General features: G+C 64.9%; 23 protein-coding genes. 15 read left to right on the top strand and 8 right to left on the bottom strand.

The window, feature by feature from the left end; translation table 11 throughout:
- The first annotated feature begins 4 nt into the window (after positions 1-4).
- Positions 5-814, top strand: a complete 810-nt coding sequence (locus tag OCH7691_RS16515; RefSeq protein ID WP_085884689.1) for a cysteine hydrolase family protein — start codon at positions 5-7, stop codon at positions 812-814.
- 61 nt (positions 815-875) lie between these two features.
- Here OCH7691_RS16515 and OCH7691_RS16510 read toward each other — a convergent pair whose 3' ends face one another.
- From OCH7691_RS16510 to OCH7691_RS16485, 6 genes are all read right to left on the bottom strand, one after another.
- On the bottom strand, positions 876-2,168 hold the full coding sequence (locus OCH7691_RS16510) for a TRAP transporter large permease (protein ID WP_085884688.1): 1,293 nt from the start codon (positions 2,166-2,168) through the stop codon (positions 876-878).
- Positions 2,169-2,172: 4 nt separating this feature from the next.
- Positions 2,173-2,643, bottom strand: coding sequence for a TRAP transporter small permease (locus OCH7691_RS16505; protein WP_085884687.1), 471 nt, complete (start codon positions 2,641-2,643; stop codon positions 2,173-2,175).
- 106 nt (positions 2,644-2,749) lie between these two features.
- Positions 2,750-3,775 (bottom strand): TRAP transporter substrate-binding protein, encoded by a 1,026-nt coding sequence (locus OCH7691_RS16500; RefSeq protein WP_217808098.1) that lies wholly within the window; start codon positions 3,773-3,775, stop codon positions 2,750-2,752.
- Positions 3,776-3,866: 91 nt separating this feature from the next.
- Entirely contained in the window at positions 3,867-4,652 is a 786-nt protein-coding gene (locus tag OCH7691_RS16495; protein WP_085884686.1) for a class II aldolase/adducin family protein, read from the bottom strand.
- Positions 4,653-4,714: 62 nt separating this feature from the next.
- Complete coding sequence (locus OCH7691_RS16490) at positions 4,715-5,677, bottom strand: PDR/VanB family oxidoreductase (RefSeq protein ID WP_085884685.1); 963 nt, start codon at positions 5,675-5,677, stop codon at positions 4,715-4,717.
- 44 nt (positions 5,678-5,721) lie between these two features.
- Positions 5,722-6,840 carry an aromatic ring-hydroxylating dioxygenase subunit alpha gene (locus tag OCH7691_RS16485; protein ID WP_217808097.1) on the bottom strand — a complete coding sequence of 373 codons (1,119 nt, stop codon included), beginning with the start codon at positions 6,838-6,840 and terminating at the stop codon, positions 5,722-5,724.
- 166 nt (positions 6,841-7,006) lie between these two features.
- On the opposite strand from OCH7691_RS16485, the gene OCH7691_RS16480 reads away from it, so the two are divergent.
- A complete protein-coding gene (locus OCH7691_RS16480; protein WP_085884684.1) occupies positions 7,007-7,897 on the top strand; it encodes a LysR family transcriptional regulator in 891 nt (296 codons plus the stop codon).
- Positions 7,898-7,922: 25 nt separating this feature from the next.
- On the opposite strand, the gene hpaR is transcribed toward OCH7691_RS16480, so the two are convergent.
- Positions 7,923-8,471 (bottom strand): homoprotocatechuate degradation operon regulator HpaR, encoded by a 549-nt coding sequence (gene hpaR, locus OCH7691_RS23535; RefSeq protein WP_245826591.1) that lies wholly within the window; start codon positions 8,469-8,471, stop codon positions 7,923-7,925.
- A 169-nt stretch (positions 8,472-8,640) separates the two neighbouring features.
- Between hpaR and hpaE the strand changes: the two genes are divergently transcribed.
- The 11 genes from hpaE to OCH7691_RS16420 all read left to right on the top strand — a co-directional run bounded on the left by hpaE (position 8,641) and on the right by OCH7691_RS16420 (position 17,818).
- Positions 8,641-10,161 carry a 5-carboxymethyl-2-hydroxymuconate semialdehyde dehydrogenase gene (hpaE, locus tag OCH7691_RS16470; RefSeq protein WP_085884682.1) on the top strand — a complete coding sequence of 507 codons (1,521 nt, stop codon included), beginning with the start codon at positions 8,641-8,643 and terminating at the stop codon, positions 10,159-10,161.
- Between the two features lie 17 nt (positions 10,162-10,178).
- Positions 10,179-10,970, top strand: coding sequence for a fumarylacetoacetate hydrolase family protein (locus tag OCH7691_RS16465; protein ID WP_176245117.1), 792 nt, complete (start codon positions 10,179-10,181; stop codon positions 10,968-10,970).
- Complete coding sequence (locus OCH7691_RS16460) at positions 10,967-11,716, top strand: fumarylacetoacetate hydrolase family protein (protein ID WP_085884681.1); 750 nt, start codon at positions 10,967-10,969, stop codon at positions 11,714-11,716. The genes OCH7691_RS16465 and OCH7691_RS16460 overlap by 4 nt, the downstream gene beginning before the upstream one ends.
- A gap of 23 nt (positions 11,717-11,739) precedes the next feature.
- Positions 11,740-12,588, top strand: coding sequence for a 3,4-dihydroxyphenylacetate 2,3-dioxygenase (gene hpaD, locus OCH7691_RS16455; RefSeq protein ID WP_085884680.1), 849 nt, complete (start codon positions 11,740-11,742; stop codon positions 12,586-12,588).
- A 19-nt stretch (positions 12,589-12,607) separates the two neighbouring features.
- Positions 12,608-12,997, top strand: a complete 390-nt coding sequence (locus tag OCH7691_RS16450) for a 5-carboxymethyl-2-hydroxymuconate Delta-isomerase (RefSeq protein WP_085884679.1) — start codon at positions 12,608-12,610, stop codon at positions 12,995-12,997.
- A gap of 35 nt (positions 12,998-13,032) precedes the next feature.
- A complete protein-coding gene (hpaH, locus tag OCH7691_RS16445) occupies positions 13,033-13,836 on the top strand; it encodes a 2-oxo-hept-4-ene-1,7-dioate hydratase (RefSeq protein ID WP_085884678.1) in 804 nt (267 codons plus the stop codon).
- An 11-nt stretch (positions 13,837-13,847) separates the two neighbouring features.
- Complete coding sequence (gene hpaI / locus OCH7691_RS16440; protein WP_085884677.1) at positions 13,848-14,621, top strand: 4-hydroxy-2-oxoheptanedioate aldolase; 774 nt, start codon at positions 13,848-13,850, stop codon at positions 14,619-14,621.
- Positions 14,622-14,930: 309 nt separating this feature from the next.
- Positions 14,931-16,160 carry an arylsulfotransferase family protein gene (locus tag OCH7691_RS16435; protein WP_176245116.1) on the top strand — a complete coding sequence of 410 codons (1,230 nt, stop codon included), beginning with the start codon at positions 14,931-14,933 and terminating at the stop codon, positions 16,158-16,160.
- Positions 16,142-16,405: a hypothetical protein gene (locus OCH7691_RS16430; protein WP_085884675.1), complete on the top strand. Its 264-nt coding sequence runs from the start codon at positions 16,142-16,144 to the stop codon at positions 16,403-16,405. The genes OCH7691_RS16435 and OCH7691_RS16430 overlap by 19 nt, the downstream gene beginning before the upstream one ends.
- On the top strand, positions 16,402-16,779 hold the full coding sequence (locus OCH7691_RS23370) for a hypothetical protein (protein ID WP_085884674.1): 378 nt from the start codon (positions 16,402-16,404) through the stop codon (positions 16,777-16,779). The genes OCH7691_RS16430 and OCH7691_RS23370 overlap by 4 nt, the downstream gene beginning before the upstream one ends.
- Complete coding sequence (locus tag OCH7691_RS16420) at positions 16,766-17,818, top strand: sulfotransferase (RefSeq protein ID WP_176245115.1); 1,053 nt, start codon at positions 16,766-16,768, stop codon at positions 17,816-17,818. The genes OCH7691_RS23370 and OCH7691_RS16420 overlap by 14 nt, the downstream gene beginning before the upstream one ends.
- A 37-nt stretch (positions 17,819-17,855) precedes the next feature.
- Here the strand turns inward: OCH7691_RS16420 and OCH7691_RS16415 are convergent, their stop codons facing one another.
- A complete protein-coding gene (locus OCH7691_RS16415; protein ID WP_176245114.1) occupies positions 17,856-18,764 on the bottom strand; it encodes a LysR family transcriptional regulator in 909 nt (302 codons plus the stop codon).
- A gap of 276 nt (positions 18,765-19,040) precedes the next feature.
- Here OCH7691_RS16415 and OCH7691_RS16410 point away from each other — a divergent pair, with 276 nt between their 5' ends.
- Together OCH7691_RS16410 and OCH7691_RS16405 are read left to right on the top strand one after the other, a co-directional pair.
- The gene (locus OCH7691_RS16410; protein ID WP_085884671.1) at positions 19,041-19,676 is read left to right on the top strand and encodes a cupin domain-containing protein; all 636 of its coding nucleotides are present in this window, start codon (positions 19,041-19,043) and stop codon (positions 19,674-19,676) included.
- Between the two features lie 183 nt (positions 19,677-19,859).
- On the top strand, positions 19,860-21,005 hold the full coding sequence (locus OCH7691_RS16405) for an ABC transporter substrate-binding protein (RefSeq protein ID WP_085884670.1): 1,146 nt from the start codon (positions 19,860-19,862) through the stop codon (positions 21,003-21,005).
- The last annotated feature ends 45 nt before the right edge of the window (positions 21,006-21,050 follow it).

Below are 21,050 nucleotides of genomic sequence, written 5' to 3'. Positions count from 1 at the left end.
CAGAATGTGCGATGACCATCACCACGTGAGCCGCCGGGACGCCCTGCGCGGCGGCGCTGTTGCTGCCGTCGCGACGGCAGCGACCATTGCCGGCGCAAGCGCCGCGAAGGCCCAGGACAATCCGTATGCGGAGCCTACGGAACCGGCCTTGCCGGCGAGCGACATGACTATCGAACTGTCCCACACGGCCCTGGTCGTCACCGATCCGCAAGTCGACTTCCTGAGCCCTGACGGCGTTACCTGGGGGGTCGTCGGCGCGTCCGTCACCCGGAATGACACGGTGCGTAACATCGAGCGGCTCTTCAAGGCTGCCAAGGCCCGGAACATGACCGTCGCGGTCTCACCGCATTACTATTTCCCGACCGACCATGGCTGGAAGTTCGAGGGCGCGCTGGAAAAGCTGATGCACAAGATCGGCATGTTCGACCGTCCCGGCGCGCTCAGTCTGGACGGTTTCGAAGGCTCCGGGGCCGACTGGATGCCGCAGTACAAGCCCTACATCAACGACGGCAAGACGATCGTCACCTCGCCGCACAAGGTCTACGGCAACGACACCAACGACCTGACGCTGCAGTTGCGGAAGCAGCGTGTCGACAAGGTCATCCTGGCCGGCATGTCGGCCAACCTCTGCACCGAGTCGCACATGCGCGAGCTCATCGAGCAGGGCTTCGAGGTTGGCGTCGTGAAGGATGCGACCGCGGCGGCGATGCTGCCGGAGGGCGACGGCTATCTCGCCGCGCTGACGAACTTCCGCTATATCGCCAACGCCGTCTGGACCACCGACGAGGTGGTCCGGCTGATCGGGGCGGCATAGGGGAGCGGACGGCGACTGCACGCGAGTTGCCCCGCTCGCGTGCGGTCGCCGCGTCCCGGGCCTACAGATCAAGCAGGACCGGCAGGAACAAGGTTATCGCCGGAAAGGCGATCAGCACCCCCATGCGCAGGATGTCGGCCGCGATGAACGGCAGCACCCCGCGCCAGATCATCGGCGTCGGGACGTCGGGCACCTCGTTCGAAAGTACGAAGATGTTGAGCCCGATTGGCGGCGTGATGAGGCTGATCTCGATCACGCAGACGACGATGACGCCGAACCAGATCGGATCGAGCCCGAGCTGGACGATCAGCGGGTAGAAGATCGGCACCGTCAGCAGCATCATCGAGAGCGATTCCATCGCCATTCCGAGGATCACGTAGACCAGGCAGATGGCGACCACGACGATCAGCGGCGCCACGTCGAAATAGGTCACCAGATCGCGCAGATCGGACGGCAGCGACGTGAAGTTCAGAAAGTTGGAGAACATCATGGCGCCGATCAGGATGGTGAACAGCATCGCCGTCGTCCTCGCGGATTCCATCAGGATGTCCCGGATCACCGCGACGCTGAGGGTGCGGCGGGCGAGCGCGAAGAGGAAGCCGCCCATGGCCCCGACGCCGGCCGCCTCGGTCGGCGTGAAGAGGCCGCCATACATGCCGCCCATGACGATCCCGAACAGGAGCAGCACGCCCCAGATATGGCGCAGCGCCCGCATGCGGCCGGGCCAGTCGATGCGCTCGCCCGCCGGGCCGGCGCCGGGCTGGCGCCGGGTGACGAAGACACAGGCGCCGAGATAGAACAGCGTCGCGATGATCCCGGGGATCAGGCCGGCCGCGAACAGCGCGCCGATGCTCTGTTCGGTCATGATGCCGTAGATCACGAGGATCACCGATGGCGGGATCAGGATGCCGAGCGTGCTGCCGGCGCAGATCGACCCGGCGGCGAAGGCCGGGTCGTAGTTGAACCGCTTCATTTCGGGCATCGCGACACGGGCCATGGTCGCGACCGTCGCGATCGAGGAGCCGCATATGGCGCCGAAGCCGGCGCAGGCAACGACCGTCGACATGCTGAGGCCACCACGGCGATGGCCGATGAGCGAATAGGCCGCCTGGTAAAGATCGCGGGACATGCCGGCGCGGGTGATGAAATTGCCCATCAGCACGAACAGCGGGATCACCGAGAGCGAGTAGGAGGAGATCCCGATGATCTCGGTCGCCGTTGTCGAGATCGCGGCGGGCCACGAGCGCAGCAGGCCGACCCCGACGAAGCCGACGACCGCCATGCTGATCGCGATGGGCAGCCGAAGCATCATCAGGATGCCCATGGCGGCGAAGCCGATCAGCCCCTCGATCATGCGATTACCTCGGCGCCAGGGTTATGCGCCGGCCGGTCACGGCGAGATAACCGTGGGCGAGCGCGGTGAGCAACAGTGCGATGGCGATCATGTAGTGGAACGGCCAGAGGGTGATGCCGTACTGCGATGTCATGTCGCCGTATTCGAGGGTGCGTTCCGCGCGCAGCGAGACCGCCCAGGCGGCTGCCGCGAAAACCAGGCCGGTTGCCCCGTTGGAGAGCCGGTAGACGATCCGCTGCAAGCGTTCCAACAGCACACGGTCGAGCAGGTCGAAGACGACATGGCCGCCCAGCAGCGAGGTCGCCGGCAGGATCGCGAAGACCATGATCACCTGCAGGAGTTCGGTCAGTTCGACGCTGCCGGTGATGGAGTGGCCGAACAGCTTCCGTCCGACGACGTCGGAGAATGTCAGGAGCATGATCGCGAAGAGCGCGACCGCAGGGACGAGGCCGAGCGCGTCTGTCGTCCTGTTCATGGCGTTTCCCGGAAAGCTGTCGCACGAAGGTCCGGAGACCCCCGTGCGACGGGATCACGTTGCGTGGAAGGGCAGGCGTCGCCGGTGGGGGCGGCGCCTGCGCCGTTCAGTCCGACAGTTTCGCGATATCGGCGCGGAACTCCGCCAGCACGGCGGCCGGGTTCTCGAGGCCGGCCTTGCCGGCCCGCTCGATCCAGTCGGTCTCGATGTCCTTCGTCAGGTCCTTGACCTCGGCGACGAAGGCCTCGTCGGCGCGGGTGAGTTCGATCCCGACTTCGTGCTGCAGCTCGGCGCTTTCGCTGTCGCCCTTGTCCCAGTATCCGCCGAACAGGCGGGCCGCCGCTTCACCGGACAGGCCGTCGATAATCTTCTGGTCCTGTTCGGGAATGCCCTTCCATGTGTCGGCATTCATCACGAAGGCGAAGCTGGTGTTGTAGAGGCCGCCGGGGAAGGTCGTCGCGTATTTGATGAGTTTCTCCAATTTGAACGTCCGCACCGACTCGTTCGGGAAGAACACTCCGTCCATCACGCCGCTCGACAGCAGTTCGTAGGATTCCGTCGCCGGCTTCAGGGTGACGTTCGCGCCTAGCGCGTTGGAGATCCGGTTGATGGTCCCGCCGCCGGTGCGGAATTTCAGGCCCTGCATGTCGGCGACCGTGGCGATCGGCTTCTGGGTGTTGAAGATCACCCCCGGGCCATGGGTGAAGACGGTGATGACCTTGAGGCCGCGATGCTCGTCGAACTTCGCGAGATGTTTCTCGTAGATGCGCTGGTAGGCGACGCTGGTCGCGGTCGCCGTCTCGCCCAGGAACGGCAGCTCCGCGAGCCCGGTCAGGGTGTAGCGGCCGGGTGTGTAGCCATGCACGCCGAACGACATGTCGGCCAGGCCGTCGCGCACCGCGTCGAAGGTCTGGGCCGGCGGTGCCACGCCCTTGGGCAGCATCTCGCAGGACACGCGGCCGCTCGTCGCGTCCTTGACCTTGCCGCACCAGTCCAGCATCGCGTGCGACATCAGGTGCCCGGCGGGTACCCAGCGGGATACCGTCAGAACCGTCTCGGCCGAGGCGGCGCCGCTCAGCCCGAGCAGGCCGATCGCCGACAGAACGGGCAGCAGATACTTTTTCATCGCCATAGATCCCTCCCTTGGGGTTGTCTTATCGGTTTATCGATTCCGTATTTGGTTCGTTGCGGGGCGCCAGTCGCCAATCGCCGTGTCGCGTCGGTCAGGTCTTGAGCAGTTCGCCCGGATCGAACGCCGCCCGGCGCAGGACGCCGAGGAACAGCATGCGTTCCAGGAGCCCTTTCGGTTCGAAGGCGCGGGCGTCGCGGGCACAGGCCGCCCGTATCTCGTCAGATAAACTGCGATCGGGGCCGGGCAGGGCGCCGGCCGCGCACTGGACATTGCAGGCGCGTTCCAGGGTCCAGGCCCAGCGGAAGGTCGAGAAGACGTCGCCGCCCACGACCAGCATGCCGTGGTTGCGCAGGATCATGATGTGCTTGTCGGAAAGGCTGCGGACCAGCCGCGGGCCCTCATCCTCATGCACGGTGATGCCCTCGAAGTCGTGATAGGCAACGTCGCCCCACAATTCCGCGCCGTAGAAATCGTCGTATCGCAGGCCCTCTTCCTTGCAGGCGACCGCCATGCCGTCGGTGGTGTGGGTATGGGCGATACAGTGGGCGTCCGCGCGGGCCGCATGGATGGCGCTGTGGATGACGAAGCCGGCACGGTTGACGTGATGTTCGGTCTTCTCGAGCGGCGTGCCGTCGAGGCCGATCCGGATCAGGTTGCGCGCCGTGACCTCGTTGTAGTTCAGCCCGAACGGGTTGATCAGGTAGGCCGGCGTCTCGCCCGGAACGCGGAGCGTGATGTGATTGAACAGAAGCTCGGTCCAGCCGAGGATGTCGAAGACCCGGTAACAGGCCGCGAGTTCGACGCGCAGCTTCCATTCTTCCGCCGTGTAGTCGTCCGGGCGTTCCGCTGCCAGATCCGCAAGAATGTCGGTCGTCATCGGTACGGTCTTTCCAATCCTTCGCATCCCCGGCGGCGCATCGTGCGGATGGCGCCGCCGCGTCAGAGATCCAGTACGAGGCTGTCCGATTTGGCCCGTGATACGCAGAGCATCATGGTATCGCCGGCCTGCTGTTCCTCGTCCGACAGCACATAGTCGCGGTGCTCGATATCGCCGGCGCAGACCTTCGTCTCGCAGGTCCGGCACAGCCCCTCCCGGCAGGAGAAGGGGATCGAGAAACCGTTTTCCTCGAGAACTTCGAGAATGCTCTTGTCCGCCGGCACGGTAAGGGTCCGGCCGCTCTTCTGCAGATGGACGCTGAACCCCGTGGCCTCGCCGCTGGCTGCCGGGTCGCTCGCCGGCGCCGTGAAATACTCGAACCGGACACTGCCTTCCGGGCGGTCGACGGTTGCCGCCTCGACCGCCTGCATCAGCGGTTGCGGACCGCAGCAATAGACCGTCTCGTCCGCTTCCGGCGTGGCCAGCGCCGCCTTCGCGTCCAGCACGTGACCGGTCTCGTCATCGAAATGAAAGCTGACCCGGTCGCCGCCGAGGACCCGGAGTTCCTCGTAGAAGGCCGCGCGCTGCCGGCTCCGGCTCGCGTAATGCAGGTGCCAGTCGCGCCCGTTGGCGGCGCACCAGCGGATCATCGCCATGATCGGCGTGATGCCGATGCCGCCGGCAACGAAGACGTAGCGGCCGCCGTGGGGCGCGAGCGGGAAGTTGTTGCGTGGCCCAGTCACCGTGAGGTCCTGGCCACAGCGGATTTCGCGATGGACATGGTCCGATCCGCCGCGGCTGTTCTCCGCGCGGCCGACGCCGATCAGGTAGCGGTCACGCTCGCGACTGTCATTGGCCAGCGAGTAATGCCGGATGAGGCCGTTCGGCAGGACGATCTCGAGATGCGCCCCCGGTTCGAACGGCGGCAGGGCGCCGCCGTCCGGGGATCGGAGTTCGACAAGCAGGACGTCGCGCGCCTCCGCGCGGATGTCCGACACCCGCAGTCGCTGTTGCTGTTCGTTCATAATCTGCTGGAGTCCGGCTTCGGTCGTTCTCGGGAGTGACGCGTTCACGCCGGGACGCGCTCGCCGCTGCGGGTGGGCTGGACGGGGGCCGTGCCGCCGGCACGTTCCGCGTCCTTCATCTTGTTGAGCAGCCAGCGGAAGTGCGACAGCGCCGCATCGGCGCCGATGGCGAGCAGGTTGAATTCCGGATCCGCCTCGAGGATGACCTGCTGCGCCTCGATGATCGCCTTGTCCTCGTTGAAGCCCTCGATCAGGCTGTCGCGAAGCGACAGGGCGATGTTCGGGTTGTCGAGATCGAAGTCGTGCAGGTAGTTCCAGAAAAAGTGCGTCGAGCGGCGGGTTTCCGGCGTCATGTACTGGCAGTTCCGATACTGCCGCGCATTGACGATCTTGCCGGTCTCGGCGCCGGAGCCGGCGGGCGTGAACATCGTTTCAAGGAAGAAGATCCCCGGCGTGACCATGCGCCCGATGTTGCGGCGGTCGACCTTGGCGGTCTTGTCGGCAATGACCTTCTTGTGGAACGGCGGGGCGTCGGCGTTCATGTGCCAGCGCTCGACCCGGAAGCCGTCCTCCAGCCGCTCGATCGCGACCGGCTTGGTGGTGTAGGCATATTCCTCGGAACCGCCGAGGGTATTGGTATGGACGAAGGCCAGGTGCGCGAAATCGCTGAGGTTGTCGACGATCAGCACCCAGTTCGCGTCGTAATGCATGTAGCAGGGGATGCCGCGCCAGTTCGGATCGCCGAGCGGTTCGTAGTCGACGATCAGGTCAGGGTCGGCAAGCGCCGGATCGCCCATCCAGATCCAGACCAGGTGATTGCGCTCGACCACCGGATAGCTGCGCACGCCGAGCTTCGGCGGGATGCGGTCCTGGCCCGGGATCTGGATGCATTTCCCCGAGGGATCGAACTTCATGCCGTGATACATGCAGCGGACGTCGTCGCCCTCGATCCGGCCCATCGAGAGCGGCGCGGCGCGGTGGCAGCAGCGGTCGTCGAGGGCGACATACTGGCCGCTCGCGCCCTTGTAGATCAGGACCGGTTTCTCGAGGATCGTTCGTGCCAGTTTTCTGCCGTCGATCAGTTCGTGATCCCAGGCGGCGACATACCAGCAGTTGGTGACGAACTCGCCGTTCATCGGAAATTGCATGCTGGTTCGGGTCATGAGCCTCTCCCTATGATCTCGGGCCGCGGCCATCGCCAGCGGCGATCCGTCGACCGTTGTTCGTATTTTCCCGAGTATGCTGACGTGGAACCTTGCGTAAAATCGTCTTTTCGTGGTTTCACTGTTCAGGAAACAGGACAATTGATTCCGGACGGGAGTTGGGGTCATGACGAAGTGGGACGATTTCGAGGCCTTCTGCCACGTCGCCGAACAGAGCGGTTTCACCAAGGCGGCCAAGGTCGCGGGGGTCTCGAAATCGAGCCTGAGCGCGGCGATTTCGCGGCTCGAGGAAACCCTGAACGTCCGTCTGCTCGAACGCAGCACACGGGCGGTCCGCCTGACCGAGGCGGGCCGCTTCCTCTACAGCAGCATCGATCCGCTGTTCGACCGGCTGCGCGACGCGCGCGACGAGACCATGTCCTACAGCAAGCTGGTCAGCGGGACGCTGCGCATCGCCGCGCCATACGAATACAGCGCCCACCACCTAGCGGGCATCGCCTGCCACATCATGCATCAGCATCCGCAGCTGAACATCCAGATCGACATGCGTTACGCGCAGATCGGCCTGTTCGACGAGAATTACGACCTTGTCTTCTCGATGCTCGACGGCGATCTGCCGTCCTCCAGCATCATCGCCCGGCGGGTTCTCTCGCTGGACCAGGCGCTCTATGCCTCGCCTGACCTGATCGATGCCATCGGTCGCCCGGTACAGCCGGGCGATCTCGCCCGGATGCCGGTCATCGCGTCGTCGAAGGATGCGGAATGGGTCTTCCTGGGCCGCGACGGCGGGCGCGAGACCGTGACCCTGCCGGTGCCGCGGCTTCGCAGCTCAAACGCCGATGTGCGGCTGCAGGCGGCGATGTCGGGGCTCGGCGTGACCAAGATCACCGCGACCTATTGCGAGGCGGCGGTCAAGGCGGGGAAGCTTGTGCAGGTCCTGCCGAGCTTTACCTGCGCGCCGCTGATGGTCTTCGCCCTGTTCCCGAGCCGCCAGCTCATGCCGTCGAAGGTCCGGGTCTTCCTCGACGAGGTCAGCCACATGTACGCCCGGCCCTGATTCCGGGCGCATCTCGGGTTCCGCCTCAGGTGGTGGCGCCAGGGTCGTCGCGCTCCGCCGGGCGTACTTCCAGCCGCTCGGTCAGATCCTCGAGCATCCGATAGAGCGTCTCCAGTGCCTCGGGTCCGTAGGCGTCGGTGATCTCGCCGTAATGCGCCTCGGACAACGGCGCGATCCGGGCGATCAGCGCAGCCCCGTCGTCGGCCAGCGAGATCAGTGAAGCCCGGAGGTCTGTCGCCTCGTTGCGCCGCAGGATGAGGCCGCGATCGTCGAGGATGCGCAGGATGCGCGAAAGGCTCGGCATGCTGATAAAGCTGACCGAGGCGAGCTGGCCGGCGCGCATTTCCGGCGCCGTTGTCAGTGCCCGGAGGACGCGCCATTGCTGCTCGGTCAGATCATGGTCGCGCAGCATCGGGCGGAACCGCCCCATCACCGCCTCGCGGGCCCGCAGCAAGGCCATGGGCAACGAGCGGGAGAATTCGCGGATCGTGCGGTCCGCGGCGCTGTCGTCCGCCGGCGCGGACGGTCGGGACTGGTTTCCGGCCCGGCTCGATTTCGGTTTTCCGCGATCCAAAGGGTATCTCCATAAGGCGATGCTGGAAGCCGGGGTACGGCTTCCTCGGTCATTGTGGCGGGGTTCGCAGGCCGGAACAACCGGGCGAGAGCCCCTTGACAGGGTGGCGTCACGCCAATTAGATAACATGTTAAATAAATACGCCACCGTCGAATGAGGAAGAGCCGCCATGACTGACGCCCTGGACAGGAACCTGCAGAAGGCCGAAGGCTATCTGGCGCGCTTCAGGGATGGCGTTCTCGGCCATTTCATCGGCGGACGTCATGTCGCGGGCAGCTCCGGCGAGGTCTTCGACAACCTGAGCCCGATCGACGGCTCCGTGATCAACCGGGTCGCGGCCGGCAACGAGGCGGATGTCGCCGCCGCCGCCGAGGCGGCCGAGGCGGCCTTTCCCGCCTGGCGCGCGCTGTCGGGCGACAAGCGGCGCGCGATCCTGCATCGCGTGGCCGACCTGATCGAGGCGCGGGCCGAGGAAATCGCCTTCGTCGAATCGATGGATACCGGCCAGGCAATCCGCTTCATGAGCAAGGCGGCGACGCGCGGCGCCGACAACTACCGCTTCTTCGCCGATCGCGCGCCGGCGGCGCGCAACGGCCTGTCGCTGCCGGCCGACGATCATGTCAACTACACGGTGCGTCAGCCGATCGGCCCGGTCGGCGTGATCACGCCCTGGAACACGCCCTTCATGCTGTCGACCTGGAAGATCGCGCCGGCGCTCGCCGCCGGCTGCACGGTCGTCCACAAGCCGGCCGAGTGGAGCCCGCTCACGGCGATGCTTCTGGCCGAGATCATGAACGAGGCCGGGGTGCCGGAAGGCGTCGTCAACCTGGTCAACGGGCTGGGCGAACGGGCGGGACGGAGCCTGACCGAGCATCCGGCGATCAAGGCGGTCGCCTTCGTCGGCGAATCGAGCACCGGCAGCGCGATCATGGTGCAGGGCGCGCCCACGCTGAAGCGCGTCCACTTCGAGCTCGGGGGCAAGAACCCGGTGATCGTCTTCGACGACGCCAGTCTCGACCGGGCGCTCGATGCCGTGATCTTCATGATCTACAGCCTGAACGGCGAACGCTGCACCTCGTCCTCGCGGCTGCTCGTCCAGCGTTCGATCTACGACAGCTTCGTGTCGCGGGTCGCGGAGCGGGCGGCCCGGATCAAGGTCGGCCATCCGCTCGACCCGACGACCGAGATCGGCCCGCTGGTCCATCGCCGCCATCTCGACAAGGTGATGAGCTACTGCGAGATCGCCCGCGCCGACGGCGCGGAGATCCGCGTCGGCGGTTCCCGCGACGGCCTGCCTGCCGAAGGCAACTACTTCCCGGCGACATTGTTTGCCAACGCCGGCAATGATATGCGCATTGCCCAGCAGGAGATCTTCGGGCCGGTGCTGACCGCGGTCCCGTTCGACGACGAGGCCGAGGCCGTCAAGCTCGCCAACGACGTTCCATACGGTCTCGCGGGCTATCTCTGGACCGCCGATGTCGGCCGCGCCAACCGGATCGCGCTCGCCCTCGATGCCGGCATGGTCTGGGTGAATTCCGAGAACAACCGGCATCTGCCAACGCCCTTCGGCGGGATGAAGGCGAGCGGCATCGGGCGCGACGGCGGCGATTACAGCTTCGATTTCTACATGGAAACGAAGAACATCTGCCTGGCGCTCGACCGTCACCGCGTTCCGGGTCTCGGCGTCTGAGCGGCGGGGAGGCAAAGGTGTACAGCAGGATATGGCTCCGGCCGGACGGCACGCCGCAACTGGTCGAGGCGGCACTGGACCGTGCCGCCGGCACCGTCGATTTCGCCGGCCGCAATCGGACAGTCGAGCAGCTTGATGCCGGCATCCCGGTCGACGGCACGGTCTACGGGACGCTGCTGAATTTCCGGGGCACCCTGGCCGCGCTCGGCGAGGCGATGCGCCAGCCGCCCTACAAGGAACCGCCGAAGGCGCCGGTTCTCTACCTCAAGCCCTGGAACACCTGGCGGCGCTGCGGCGACACGATCCCGGTGCCCGAGGGAGTCGAGGCGCTCGAGATGGGCGGCACGCTCGGCGTCGTGATCGGCCGGGACGCGCGCCGCGTCCGCGAAGCCGACGCGCTGGACCATGTCGCCGGCTATGTCGTCGTCAATGACGTCACCATTCCCCATGCGAGCCTGCATCGTCCCTCGATCCGCCAGCGTTGCCAGGACGGCTTCTGCCCGATCGGCCCCTGGGTCGCGGCGCGTGCGGATGTCGGCGATCCCGGCGATCTGGAGATCCGCATCCATGTCGACGGCGAATTGCGCGCACGGAACACGACCGCCAACCTGGTGCGTCCGCTCGCCTGCCTGCTTGCCGAGGTGACCGCCTTCATGACCCTGAGCGCCGGCGACGTCCTGCTGGTCGGGCTGCCCGACAACGCGCCGGAGGCGCGCGCCGGCCAGACCGTCCGGGTCGAGATCGACGGCGTGGGCTGGACGGAGAACAGGCTTGTCCCGGCGCGCGAGCCGGAAGGAGAGCGGCCATGAAGCGGGCCCGTGTCGCGTTTGACGGCGCCGTTCATCGCGCGGTCGAGGAGGAAGGTGCGCTCCGGCTTGAGGATGGCCGGCTGGTGCAGGAGGACGAGGTGGTCTGGCTGCCACCGGTCACGCCGCGCACGATCGTGGCGCTCGGCCTGAACTATGCCGACCATGCAAGGGAACTGGCCTTCAAGGCGCCGGAAGAGCCGCTGGTCTTCCTGAAAGGGCCGAACGCCCTGGTCGGGCATCGCGCCCATACCCGCCGCCCGGCCGACGTGACCTACATGCATTACGAATGCGAACTCGGCGTGGTGATCGGGCGGCCGGCCCGCAACGTCGCGCGCGCCGACGCCTATGCCTACGTGGCGGGCTATACGGTCGCAAACGACTATGCGCTGCGCGACTATCTCGAGAATTACTACCGCCCGAACCTGCGCGTGAAGAACCGCGATGGCGGCACACCGATCGGTCCCTGGCTGGTCGATGCGGCGGATGTCCCGGACCCGATGGACCTTGCGCTCCGTTCCATGGTCAACGGCAAGGTGACCCAGGAGGGATCGACGCGCGACATGATTTTCGATGTGCCGCATCTGGTCGCGTATCTCTCCGGCTTCATGACGCTGATGCCGGGCGACGTGATCCTGACGGGGACACCGGACGGGGTCGTCGATACCGCGCCCGGCGATGTCGTCGTCACCGAGATCGAGGGCATCGGCCGGCTGGAGAACACCATCATCGCCGACGACGGCCGCTGAGCCGGGAGCAGGGGAGAGGAAGCATGGGAAAACTGGCGCTCGCGGCGAAGATCACCCACGTGCCGTCGATGTATCTGTCGGAGCTACCGGGGCCGCATCAGGGCTGCCGGGAGGCGGCGATCCGGGGCCATCACATCATTGCCGAACGGGCCCGGGCGCTCGGCGTCGATACCGTCGTGGTGTTCGACGTCCACTGGCTGGTCAACAGCGGCTACCACATCAATTGCAGCGGACGTTTCGAGGGCGTCTATACCAGCAACGAGCTGCCGCATTTCATCAAGGACATGCAGTATGCCTATGACGGCAACCCGGTACTGGGCCGGCTGATCGCCGAAGCGGCCAATGCGCAGGGCGTCCGGACCCGCGCCCACGAGATCGAGAGCCTGACGCTGGAATATGGCTCGCTCGTTCCGATGCGCTACATGAACACGGACAAGACCTTCAGGGTGGTCTCGGTCGCCGCCTGGTGCGCCTGGCATGAGCTCGCGGATAGCCGGACCTTCGGCGAGGCGGTGCGCGAGGCGATCGAGAAAAGCGACAGCACCGTCATGGTGCTCGCCTCGGGCTCGCTTTCCCATCGTTTCCAGGACAACCGGGACGCGGAGGCCGGCATCCACGACATCAGCCGGGAATTCTATCGCCAGGTCGATCTCCGTGTCGTCGATCTCTGGAAACAGGGCGACTTCAGGACCTTCTGCGCGATGCTGCCGGAATATGCCGACCTCTGCGAGGGCGAGGGCGGCATGCACGACACGGCGATGCTGCTCGGCCTGCTCGGCTGGGATGCCTACGACCGCCCGGTCGAGGTAGTCACCGATTATTTCGCCAGTTCCGGTACCGGGCAGATCAACGCGATCTTCCCGGTCGTCTGAACCCGTTCGGGAGGGGCCGATGCCTCATTTCATCCTCGAGTACACCGACAATCTGCAGCCGGACGCGCGGATCCCCGAGCTTCTGGCCAAGGTCACCGCGGTGCTGATCGCCCAGGGCGGAGCCTTCCCGGTTGGCGGCATCCGGGCGCGGGCGATCGAACTGCGCGACTACGTCATTGCCGACGGGGCCGAGGACGATGCCTTCGTGCATGCCCAGCTGAAGATCGGCGCCGGCCGCTCGGAGGCGGTCAAGAAGCAGGCCTGCGACGCGCTCTTTGAGGTCATGAAGGCGCATTTCGCCGATCTGTTCGCGAAGCGCTATCTTGCGCTTTCGCTGGAACTGAGCGAGTTCAGCGAAGGCGGCACCTACAAGCAGAACAACATCCATCGCCGCTTTCCCAGAAAATAGGCGGCGCGACAGGAATTCCGGGAGGGGGAACGGACATGCTCGACAAGGCGACCATCCAGGAGGCGGCGAGGCGACTCGACGAGGCCGAGAAGACGGGCCGGCAGATCCGCCAGTTCTCGCTGGAATATCCCGGTATCACCATCGAGGACGGCTATGCGATCCAGCGCGCCTGGGTCGACATGAAGCTCGCCGCCGGCCGCACGCTGAAGGGCCACAAGATCGGCCTCACCTCGAAGGCGATGCAATATTCCTCGAACATCGACGAGCCGGACTACGGCTCGCTGCTGGACGACATGTTCTTCCGCGACGGTGCGGAGATCCCCTTCGCGCGCTTTATCGAGCCGCGCGTCGAGGTCGAGCTGGCATTCGTGCTCGGCAAGCGGTTGAGCGGCCCCGACTGCACGATCTTCGACGTCCTGAACGCCACCGATTACGTCGTTCCGGCGATCGAGATCATCGATGCCCGGATCCAGCGGGTCGATCCCGACAGTGGCGTCACGCGGAAGGTCTTCGACACCATCTCCGACAATGCCGCGAATGCCGCGCTGGTGATCGGCGGCCGCCCGTTCCGCCCGGACGACGGCGACATGCGCTGGATCTCGGCGATCTGCTATCGCAATGCACAGATCGAGGAATCGGGCGTTGCCGCGGCGGTTCTCAACCATCCCGCCAACGGTGTAGCCTGGCTCGCGAACAAGTTCGCCGCGCATGACGTGGTCCTGGAGCCGGGCCAGATCATTCTCGGCGGCTCGTTCACCCGACCGGTCTTTGCCCGGAAGGGTGATACGTTTCATGTCGATTACGGGCCGTATGGCTCGATTTCCTGCTGTTTTGTGTGATGGGGACTCGAATGGATCTGCTGGAGAACGGTTTCAAGGCGGCGCTTGCCGAGGGCAAGGCCTGCATCGGCCTGTGGCTGGCGCTCGCCGACCCCTATGCGACGGAGGTCAGCGCCGGCGCCGGCTTCGATTGGGTCGTCGTTGACGGCGAGCATGCGCCGAACGATCTGCGCAGCCTGCTGTCGCAGTTGCAGACGCTCGCGGCCTATCCGGTCCATCCGGTGGTGCGCCCGCCGGTCGGCGAGACCAGCCTGATCAAGCAGTATCTCGACATCGGCGTGCAGAACCTGCTGGTGCCGATGGTGGAGACGGCCGAACAGGCAGCAGCGCTGGTGCAGGCGACGCGCTATCCGCCAGAGGGCATCCGCGGTGTCGGCAGCGCGCTCGCCCGCGGCTCGCGCTGGAACCTCATCCCCTCCTACCTGCAGCGCGCCAACGACCAGATCTGCCTGCTGGTGCAGGTCGAAACGCAGCGCGGGCTGGACAATCTGGATGCCATTGCCGCGGTCGAGGGCGTCGACGGCGTGTTCGTCGGCCCGTCGGATCTGGCCGCCGGGCTCGGCCATCTCGGCAATTCCGGGCATCCGGACGTCCAGGCGGCGCTCGCCGACGCGGTTCGACGCATCCGCGCCGCAGGAAAGGCTGCCGGTATCCTCGCGATGGAGGAAGCGGTCGCGCGCCGCTATCTCGACCAGGGTTACCGCTTCGTCGCCGTTGGTGCCGATATCGCCCTGCTCGCCGGCGCGACGCGGGCGCTGGCGGCGAGCCTGAAGCGGAGCGAATAAGGGCGTCGCCCGGCATCCGCCGGGTCGAGCATGCACGTCACGGTTGCGCAAGGGGGTGACATTCCCAATTGAGTCTTGGCATCGTCCCGACCTGACCTTATGGTTATGTCAGGAATAGCTGATAAACCGGACGTGTGCCGACGACAGCGATTGGGCTAGAAGAACTGTATGGATCGATCCGTACCCTTGTGGTTCTTTTTTCTTTGTCTTCTCCTGGGAGCGCTGTTTGTCGTCGCGTTCGGTTGGGCCGTGAAGTCCACGGTATCGGGCAGCGACCGAAGCGGTTTGTTAGGCGAGGTCGCCGTCGCCGTGGCTTCCTTTCCGACCACCGTCAAGGATGTTCTCCTGGAGCTTTCCAGCTACGCGTCCGGGGACTTCAAGGATGAATCGATCCGCGTTCCGCGGCCTGCGGATGCGGATTATTCCGGCTTCGAGCCGCTCCCGGCGACGCCTGGCATAGAGGTGCCGGGCCTTCTGATCCGGGCCGACCGGTCCGCCATGGCCGATGGATGGCGCATGGTAACGGGTGCGTTCGCGCTCAATGGCGACATGGAAAACGCCGCGCTCCTGATCTCGCCGGATCTTAAGATTGTCAGGGCGTGGACGCTCGACGAGATCCCGGTGGACGAACTGGAGCCGCGCCCGAAATTCCGCAAGCTGGTGCATGGCCTGGATATTCTCCGGGATGGCTCGGTGATCTTCGCCTTCGAGGGCGGGATGTCCCTGCAGCGGTTCAATTCATGCGGCGAACGGGACTGGACGACCGGCGGCGGGTTCCATCACTCCGTGACGCTGGACGACGCCGGGGAGACCGTCTGGACCTTCAACGGCACGGGCACGATCGCCCAGGTCGCCGTCGGGGATGGTGCGATCCTGCGCGAGATCTCGATGGATGCGGTCATCGCGGCCAATCCGACGATCGATATTCTCGAACTGCGCCGCCTGCATCCGAACGACTGGGGCAAGAACACCCGCAATACCGAAGGCGAGTGGATGCCGGAGAAATATCATTTCAACGATGTCGACCCGCTGCCGGCGACGATGGCCGCCAGCTTCGACGGTTTCCGCGCCGGCGACCTGTTGCTCAGTGCCCGCTCGCTGAACATGGTCTTCGTCCTCGACCCGGAGTCTCTCGAGATCAAATGGTGGCGGATCGGGGAAACGCAGCGCCAGCATGACCCGGACTGGCTGTCGAGCGGTGAAATCGCCGTCCTGAACAACCGGATGAGCCGCGATTTCAGCGAGATCGTCGCGATCGATCCGGTCAGTTTCAGGAAATCCGTCCTGTTCGACGGGCGGGATAACGACTTCTACACCCGGATCCGGGGCAAGGGTCAGATCCTCGACAACGGTGACCTGATCGTCACCAGCCCGCAGCAGGCCCGCGCCTTCGAGGTCGACCGCCAGGGCGAGGTGGTCTTCGAGGTGGTCAACCTGAAACCGGATAGCGAGACCGTCAATTATGTCATTTCGGAACTGAAGTGGCTGCCCCGTGACTATTTCGAGATGGAGGCGTGGAAATGTCCGCTGGCAAATTGAGCACCCTGGTCCTGACGCCACTCCTCATGGCGCTGCTTGGTGCCGCTCCGGCGCAGGCCTATATCGGCCCCGGCGCGGGCGCGGGCGCGATTGCCGTGGTCGTGGGCATCCTCGCCGCGATCGTCATGGCCTTCTTCGCGGTGCTCTGGTACCCGGTCAAGCGCGTGCTCAGGAAGCGGAGACAGGCCCGGCAGGGTGACCGGGACGGCAGCCCGGAGGCGCCGGAACGTCCGGGTAATTCGTGAACTGGCTCCTGACCGCCGTTCTCTGTGTCATCCTCGTGGAGCTTGTGATCCGTCTCCCCTTCGTTGCCGCGACCGCCGGGATTAGGCGCTCCGGCGGCCGGGCGCTGCATGTCGTGCGGGCGGCGGGCATATCCGATCACTGGAAGGAAAAGGCGATGGCCGCCTATGCGCGGGCGACATTCCTGTCCTCGATGAAGCTTGCCGGGTTGCTGATCGCCGTGTTGGCCGTGGCTTACCTTATGGTGCTGGCGTTCGAGCAGGGTCTGCCCGGCTTCCAGGATTTCATTCTCGGTTGGCTCGGGCTGGTCTTCAGCGCTCTCTTCGCGAGCGCCTATGCCGCCCTGCGCTGGCGGGTGCTCCGTGGCCGGGTATAGCGTCCTCGACCGGATCCTCCACCGCGCCGCGCTGCAGGCGCTGCCGATCGCCGAACTGAGTTTCGAACTCGACCAGAAAATGGTCCGCTCCGACCCGAAGGACATCGTCGGCGATCGTCATGTCTTCGTGGCCGGACTGGCGCGCGCCGGGACGACGATCCTGATGCGGCGGTTCCATGCGACCGGCGAATATTGCTCGCTGACCTATCGCGACATGCCGTTCGTGCTCGCGCCGAACCTGTGGCGGAAGCTCGCGAACCTGTCCCGGCGGACGATCGCGGCGGCGGAACGGGCGCACGGGGATCGCATACTCGTCGATATCGACAGCCCGGAGAGTCTCGACGAGGTGTTCTGGCGGATCCTCGACGGCGACGCCTATATCGGGAAATCCCATCTCGCACCGCATGAGCCGGACGAGGAGACGGCCCGGAAATATGTCGGCTACGTCAACGCGATCCTCAATGCGCGGGGACGGGAGGGCGCCCGCTACCTGTCCAAGAACAACAACAATATCCTGCGTCTGGCGACGATCCGCCGGCTGTTTCCCAATGCGCTGATCCTGGTCCCGTTCCGCGACCCGCTGACCCATGCAGGGTCGCTGCTCCGGCAGCAGCGGAATTTCGTTGCGACGCAGCAGGATGACCGCTTCGCCATGGCCTACATGACCTGGCTCGTGCATCACGAATTCGGCCTCGATCACCGGCCGTTCCGGTTCGACGCGGACGGCGCCGCACGGCTGGCGGCCCATGACCCGGACCGGATCGACTACTGGCTCGAACTGTGGTGCCAGACCCATGCCTGGCTCGAGCGCAACGCGCCGGAGGGGGCCATCTTTGTCTGCTACGAGGATCTATGCCGGAGCGGCGAGGTATGGGATCGCCTCGCAGCACTTGCCGGCATCGGGGATCCGGGCGGCGCGGAGGAGAGCTTCAGCCTGAGCCAGGCGGCGCATGACACGACCGCGAACGCGGCTCTTGTCGGGCAGGCGAACGCGCTTTACGGCCGCCTGGTCGAGCGGGCGCGGGATTCGTTGCGATAGGTCGGCGCTTCTGACGGCAATAACGGTTCGACAACGCCTAGCGGCCGGCCTTCTGCAGTATCTCGCTCGCCCGCGCCCGGGCGAATTCGCAGAACAGGTCGAGGGTCTTGCTCTTGACGCGTCGGCGGAAGACCAGCCCGAACTCCTGCCGGGTCGGCTGCCCCTCGATCCGCAGGGTATGAAGACGCGGATCCTTGGCGGCGGAAATCGTGAAGGACGGTACGATGGCCAGGCCGAGCCCCATTCGGACCACACGCTTGATGAATTCGGTATCGTTCGATTCCAGGATGATCGGCGGATAACCGTGCCCGGACAGGAAGATCCGGTCGGTGGCATGGCGGCTGCCGGCGCCGGGTGCGTAGCGGACGAATGGATGCTGGCGCAGGATATCGACGGTGACGCTGTCGAATTCCGCAAGCCTGTGCTCGGCTGGCACGATCGCGACATGCTCTGATACGCCAAGCGTAATGGATTGCAGTTGCGCGCCGTCGATCGGAAAGGCGACGAATGCCACGTCGGTCTGGCGGGCGATGACCTGGCGCGCGCCTTCCTGGCCGGATTCCGTGGTCGTCATTTTGACCTCGATCCGGGGGTGCGCATATATGAACTCTCCGATCAGGTCGCCATAGAGATAGACGATCCCGAGAATGCTCGAGGCAACCCGGAGTTCACCCGAGACTTCCGCCTCGTCGCGGCTGCCGAAGCTGATCCTGAGCTGATCGATCTCTCCCAGGATCCGCTCGTACGAGCGCAGAGCCGTCAGACCCGCCGGCGAGAGGGTGACGTTCGGTCGCGAGCGAAATATCAGTGTCTGGCCAAGTTCTTCCTCGAGGTTCCTGATCTGGTAGCTGACGGCCGACTGGGTAAGGCGCAGCCGCTTCGCGGCCTGACCGAAACTTCCGGCCTCGGAAATCGCGCGCAGAGCCGCGAGTTGCTTGAGATCCATGGGCATCTCCGGCCGGATCGATAGATTCGATCACGACTCCGAAGAGTATGAATTCGAATGAAGATGAAGACAACGGATCTCGGGCCCGGGCGACATGGCCACGCATGTCCAGGGTAGGGCGGGCGCAGCCGTTCTCCGGGTGTATGACGAACCGCGTCACGATCAGAAAATTATATCATGCAAATAAAAATTATGAATTGGACTCATTATCAGAAGACGCCGATCCTTTGTGCCGACAGACGATCCTGAAGCGAAAAGATTCGGAAAGGAACTGGCATGCAATGGACGAACAAGAACGGCTACGATTGGTGTGAACTGGTCGATATCGACACACTCGTCGGTCGACTTCTTCAGCCGGATCTTCGCCCCGGAAAGTGGGCCGGTGAGGATATTCGCAAGGCGATGGGCGGATTCACCAAGGAGAACCGCCGGCACGATGACCAGCGGCGCGGCGTGACGCTGGTGCATAACGATCTGGTTGGGTCAGCCGGTCTGTCGCCCAGTATCAGCGTCTCGTTCCAGCCGATCCTGCCTGGCGAGAAGCTCGCGTTCCATCGTCATAACTATGTCGCGATCTACTATTGGGTCGAAGGTGAAGGCTACACCTGCAACGACGACGACGGCATTGACCGCGAGGAAACCCGCATCTACTGGAAGGCGGGCGACGTTTCGATTTCCCCGGCCTGGGTGAATCACGCCCATGTCTGCACGTCGAAAGAGCCGGCGCTTCAACTCGCGATCCATGATTTCCCGGACCTCTGCTATCGCCGGGCGATGTTGAACGAGGACCCGGACGGGCACGAAAATCTCCGCCACATGGTCAAGGGCGTGGTGCCGAGCTTCAACAATCTCGACACGGTGGAGGATCTCGAAAAGCGCAGTCAGAAGATCTCAATCAAGACACGCTCGTGATGCGTAAGGGTCGGGGCGGGCGAGTGCGCTGGCGACAGTGATGGCCGCCCCGGCCAAACAACCGGCGAACGGGGATCACGCGACGGGGTCAATGATCGTGCGCACGGATGATGAGAATCTGACGATGCCGTTGACGATCCAAGAATAACGATAAATGGGCACGCATCCTGGGAGGGATAATCGATGAGGCATTTCCTATCGTGTTTGCAGGCTACCGCGGCCGCCGCGACGCTGCTGGCCTTCACCAGCGCGCAGGCGGAAACGATCAAGATCGGACTGCTGCTCTCGCAAAGCGGCCCGCTGGCGTCCTATGGCGTTTCCATGAAGGCGGCGGCGGAATATGCCGTGAAGGCCATCAATGACGCCGGTGGCGTCAACGGGAACGAACTGGCGGTCATCACCGAGGATGACGGCAGCAACCCGACCAATTTCCTGAATGGCCTGAACCGGCTGATCGAGACGGAAAAGGTCCATGCACTGGTCGGGCCGATCACCAGCGGATTCTATCAGGCAGGCGCGCCGATCACTGTGGAGAAGGGTGTCCTGATGATCTCGCCGACGGCGACCGCGCCCAATCTCACGACCGGGATCGAAACGGCATTCCGCAACAATCCGTCGGAAGCCGACAACATCCCGAAACTGCTCGAACTGGTCAAGAGCACCCATCCGGACGCCAAGACGATCTCGATCCTCTATGACAAGAAGCAGGCGGCCGACAGGATCATCGGCGAGCTGTATGAGCAACTCGCCCCCAAGGCCGGTTGGGAAGTCCAGGAAGTCGTCTCGTTCCTGTCCGGTCAGATGAGCTATGGCGATATCGTGGCCAAGGCCCTGAGGAACGGCCCGGATCTGGTTGCTGTCGCCGCCCACGCGGAAAACGCCGCCAATGTCGCACGCGAGCTTCGCCGCCGCGGCTACGAAGGACCGATACTCGGCGGCACGCCCACCGTTTCTGCGGACTATATCAAGATCGGTGGCGCGGCGGTCGAGAACACGCTTGTCGTCGTGCCCTATTATTACGGCGCCACGCAAGCGGTGAACGAGGCATTCACGAGCGGCTACGCGCAGATGACCGGTAACGCCAAGCCGGATCCGTGGGAGGCGAGCACGTTCGAATGTATCGGGCTGATCGCCCACGCGATCAAGCAGGCGGGCATTGCCGGCGATCCGGCCAATCTCGCGGCCGAGCGCGCACTGCTCCACAAGACTCTCGCCGCCGTGAGGGACTATCCCGGACTGATCGGACCGATCTCGTTCGACAAGGAGAGGGTGGCGCAGAAGGCGACCGTGATCATCAAGGTGAAGGACGGCGACTGGCACGCTCTCTGACGCGTGCCGCGATGCCAGCTAACTGGCCCAACAGGATCCCGCACA

The organism is Oceanibacterium hippocampi (genome assembly GCF_900172325.1).
GTDB lineage: Bacteria > Pseudomonadota > Alphaproteobacteria > Sneathiellales > Sneathiellaceae > Oceanibacterium > Oceanibacterium hippocampi.
Note: the sequence above shows the minus strand (reverse complement) of the source record. Positions and strands in the feature narration are given on the sequence as shown.

Coding starts and splice junctions, on each gene's coding strand:
- OCH7691_RS16480 (WP_085884684.1), top strand. CDS start 7,007: ATGACGAAGTGGGACGATTTCGAGGCCTTCTGCCACGTCGCCGAACAG.
- OCH7691_RS16500 (WP_217808098.1), bottom strand. CDS start 3,775: ATGGCGATGAAAAAGTATCTGCTGCCCGTTCTGTCGGCGATCGGCCTG.
- OCH7691_RS16515 (WP_085884689.1), top strand. CDS start 5: ATGTGCGATGACCATCACCACGTGAGCCGCCGGGACGCCCTGCGCGGC.
- OCH7691_RS16510 (WP_085884688.1), bottom strand. CDS start 2,168: ATGATCGAGGGGCTGATCGGCTTCGCCGCCATGGGCATCCTGATGATG.
- hpaH (WP_085884678.1), top strand. CDS start 13,033: ATGCTCGACAAGGCGACCATCCAGGAGGCGGCGAGGCGACTCGACGAG.
- OCH7691_RS16450 (WP_085884679.1), top strand. CDS start 12,608: ATGCCTCATTTCATCCTCGAGTACACCGACAATCTGCAGCCGGACGCG.
- OCH7691_RS16415 (WP_176245114.1), bottom strand. CDS start 18,764: ATGGATCTCAAGCAACTCGCGGCTCTGCGCGCGATTTCCGAGGCCGGA.
- OCH7691_RS16460 (WP_085884681.1), top strand. CDS start 10,967: ATGAAGCGGGCCCGTGTCGCGTTTGACGGCGCCGTTCATCGCGCGGTC.
- OCH7691_RS16485 (WP_217808097.1), bottom strand. CDS start 6,840: ATGACCCGAACCAGCATGCAATTTCCGATGAACGGCGAGTTCGTCACC.
- hpaE (WP_085884682.1), top strand. CDS start 8,641: ATGACTGACGCCCTGGACAGGAACCTGCAGAAGGCCGAAGGCTATCTG.
- OCH7691_RS16495 (WP_085884686.1), bottom strand. CDS start 4,652: ATGACGACCGACATTCTTGCGGATCTGGCAGCGGAACGCCCGGACGAC.
- OCH7691_RS16490 (WP_085884685.1), bottom strand. CDS start 5,677: ATGAACGAACAGCAACAGCGACTGCGGGTGTCGGACATCCGCGCGGAG.
- OCH7691_RS16410 (WP_085884671.1), top strand. CDS start 19,041: ATGCAATGGACGAACAAGAACGGCTACGATTGGTGTGAACTGGTCGAT.
- hpaI (WP_085884677.1), top strand. CDS start 13,848: ATGGATCTGCTGGAGAACGGTTTCAAGGCGGCGCTTGCCGAGGGCAAG.
- OCH7691_RS16430 (WP_085884675.1), top strand. CDS start 16,142: ATGTCCGCTGGCAAATTGAGCACCCTGGTCCTGACGCCACTCCTCATG.
- OCH7691_RS16505 (WP_085884687.1), bottom strand. CDS start 2,643: ATGAACAGGACGACAGACGCGCTCGGCCTCGTCCCTGCGGTCGCGCTC.
- OCH7691_RS16405 (WP_085884670.1), top strand. CDS start 19,860: ATGAGGCATTTCCTATCGTGTTTGCAGGCTACCGCGGCCGCCGCGACG.
- hpaD (WP_085884680.1), top strand. CDS start 11,740: ATGGGAAAACTGGCGCTCGCGGCGAAGATCACCCACGTGCCGTCGATG.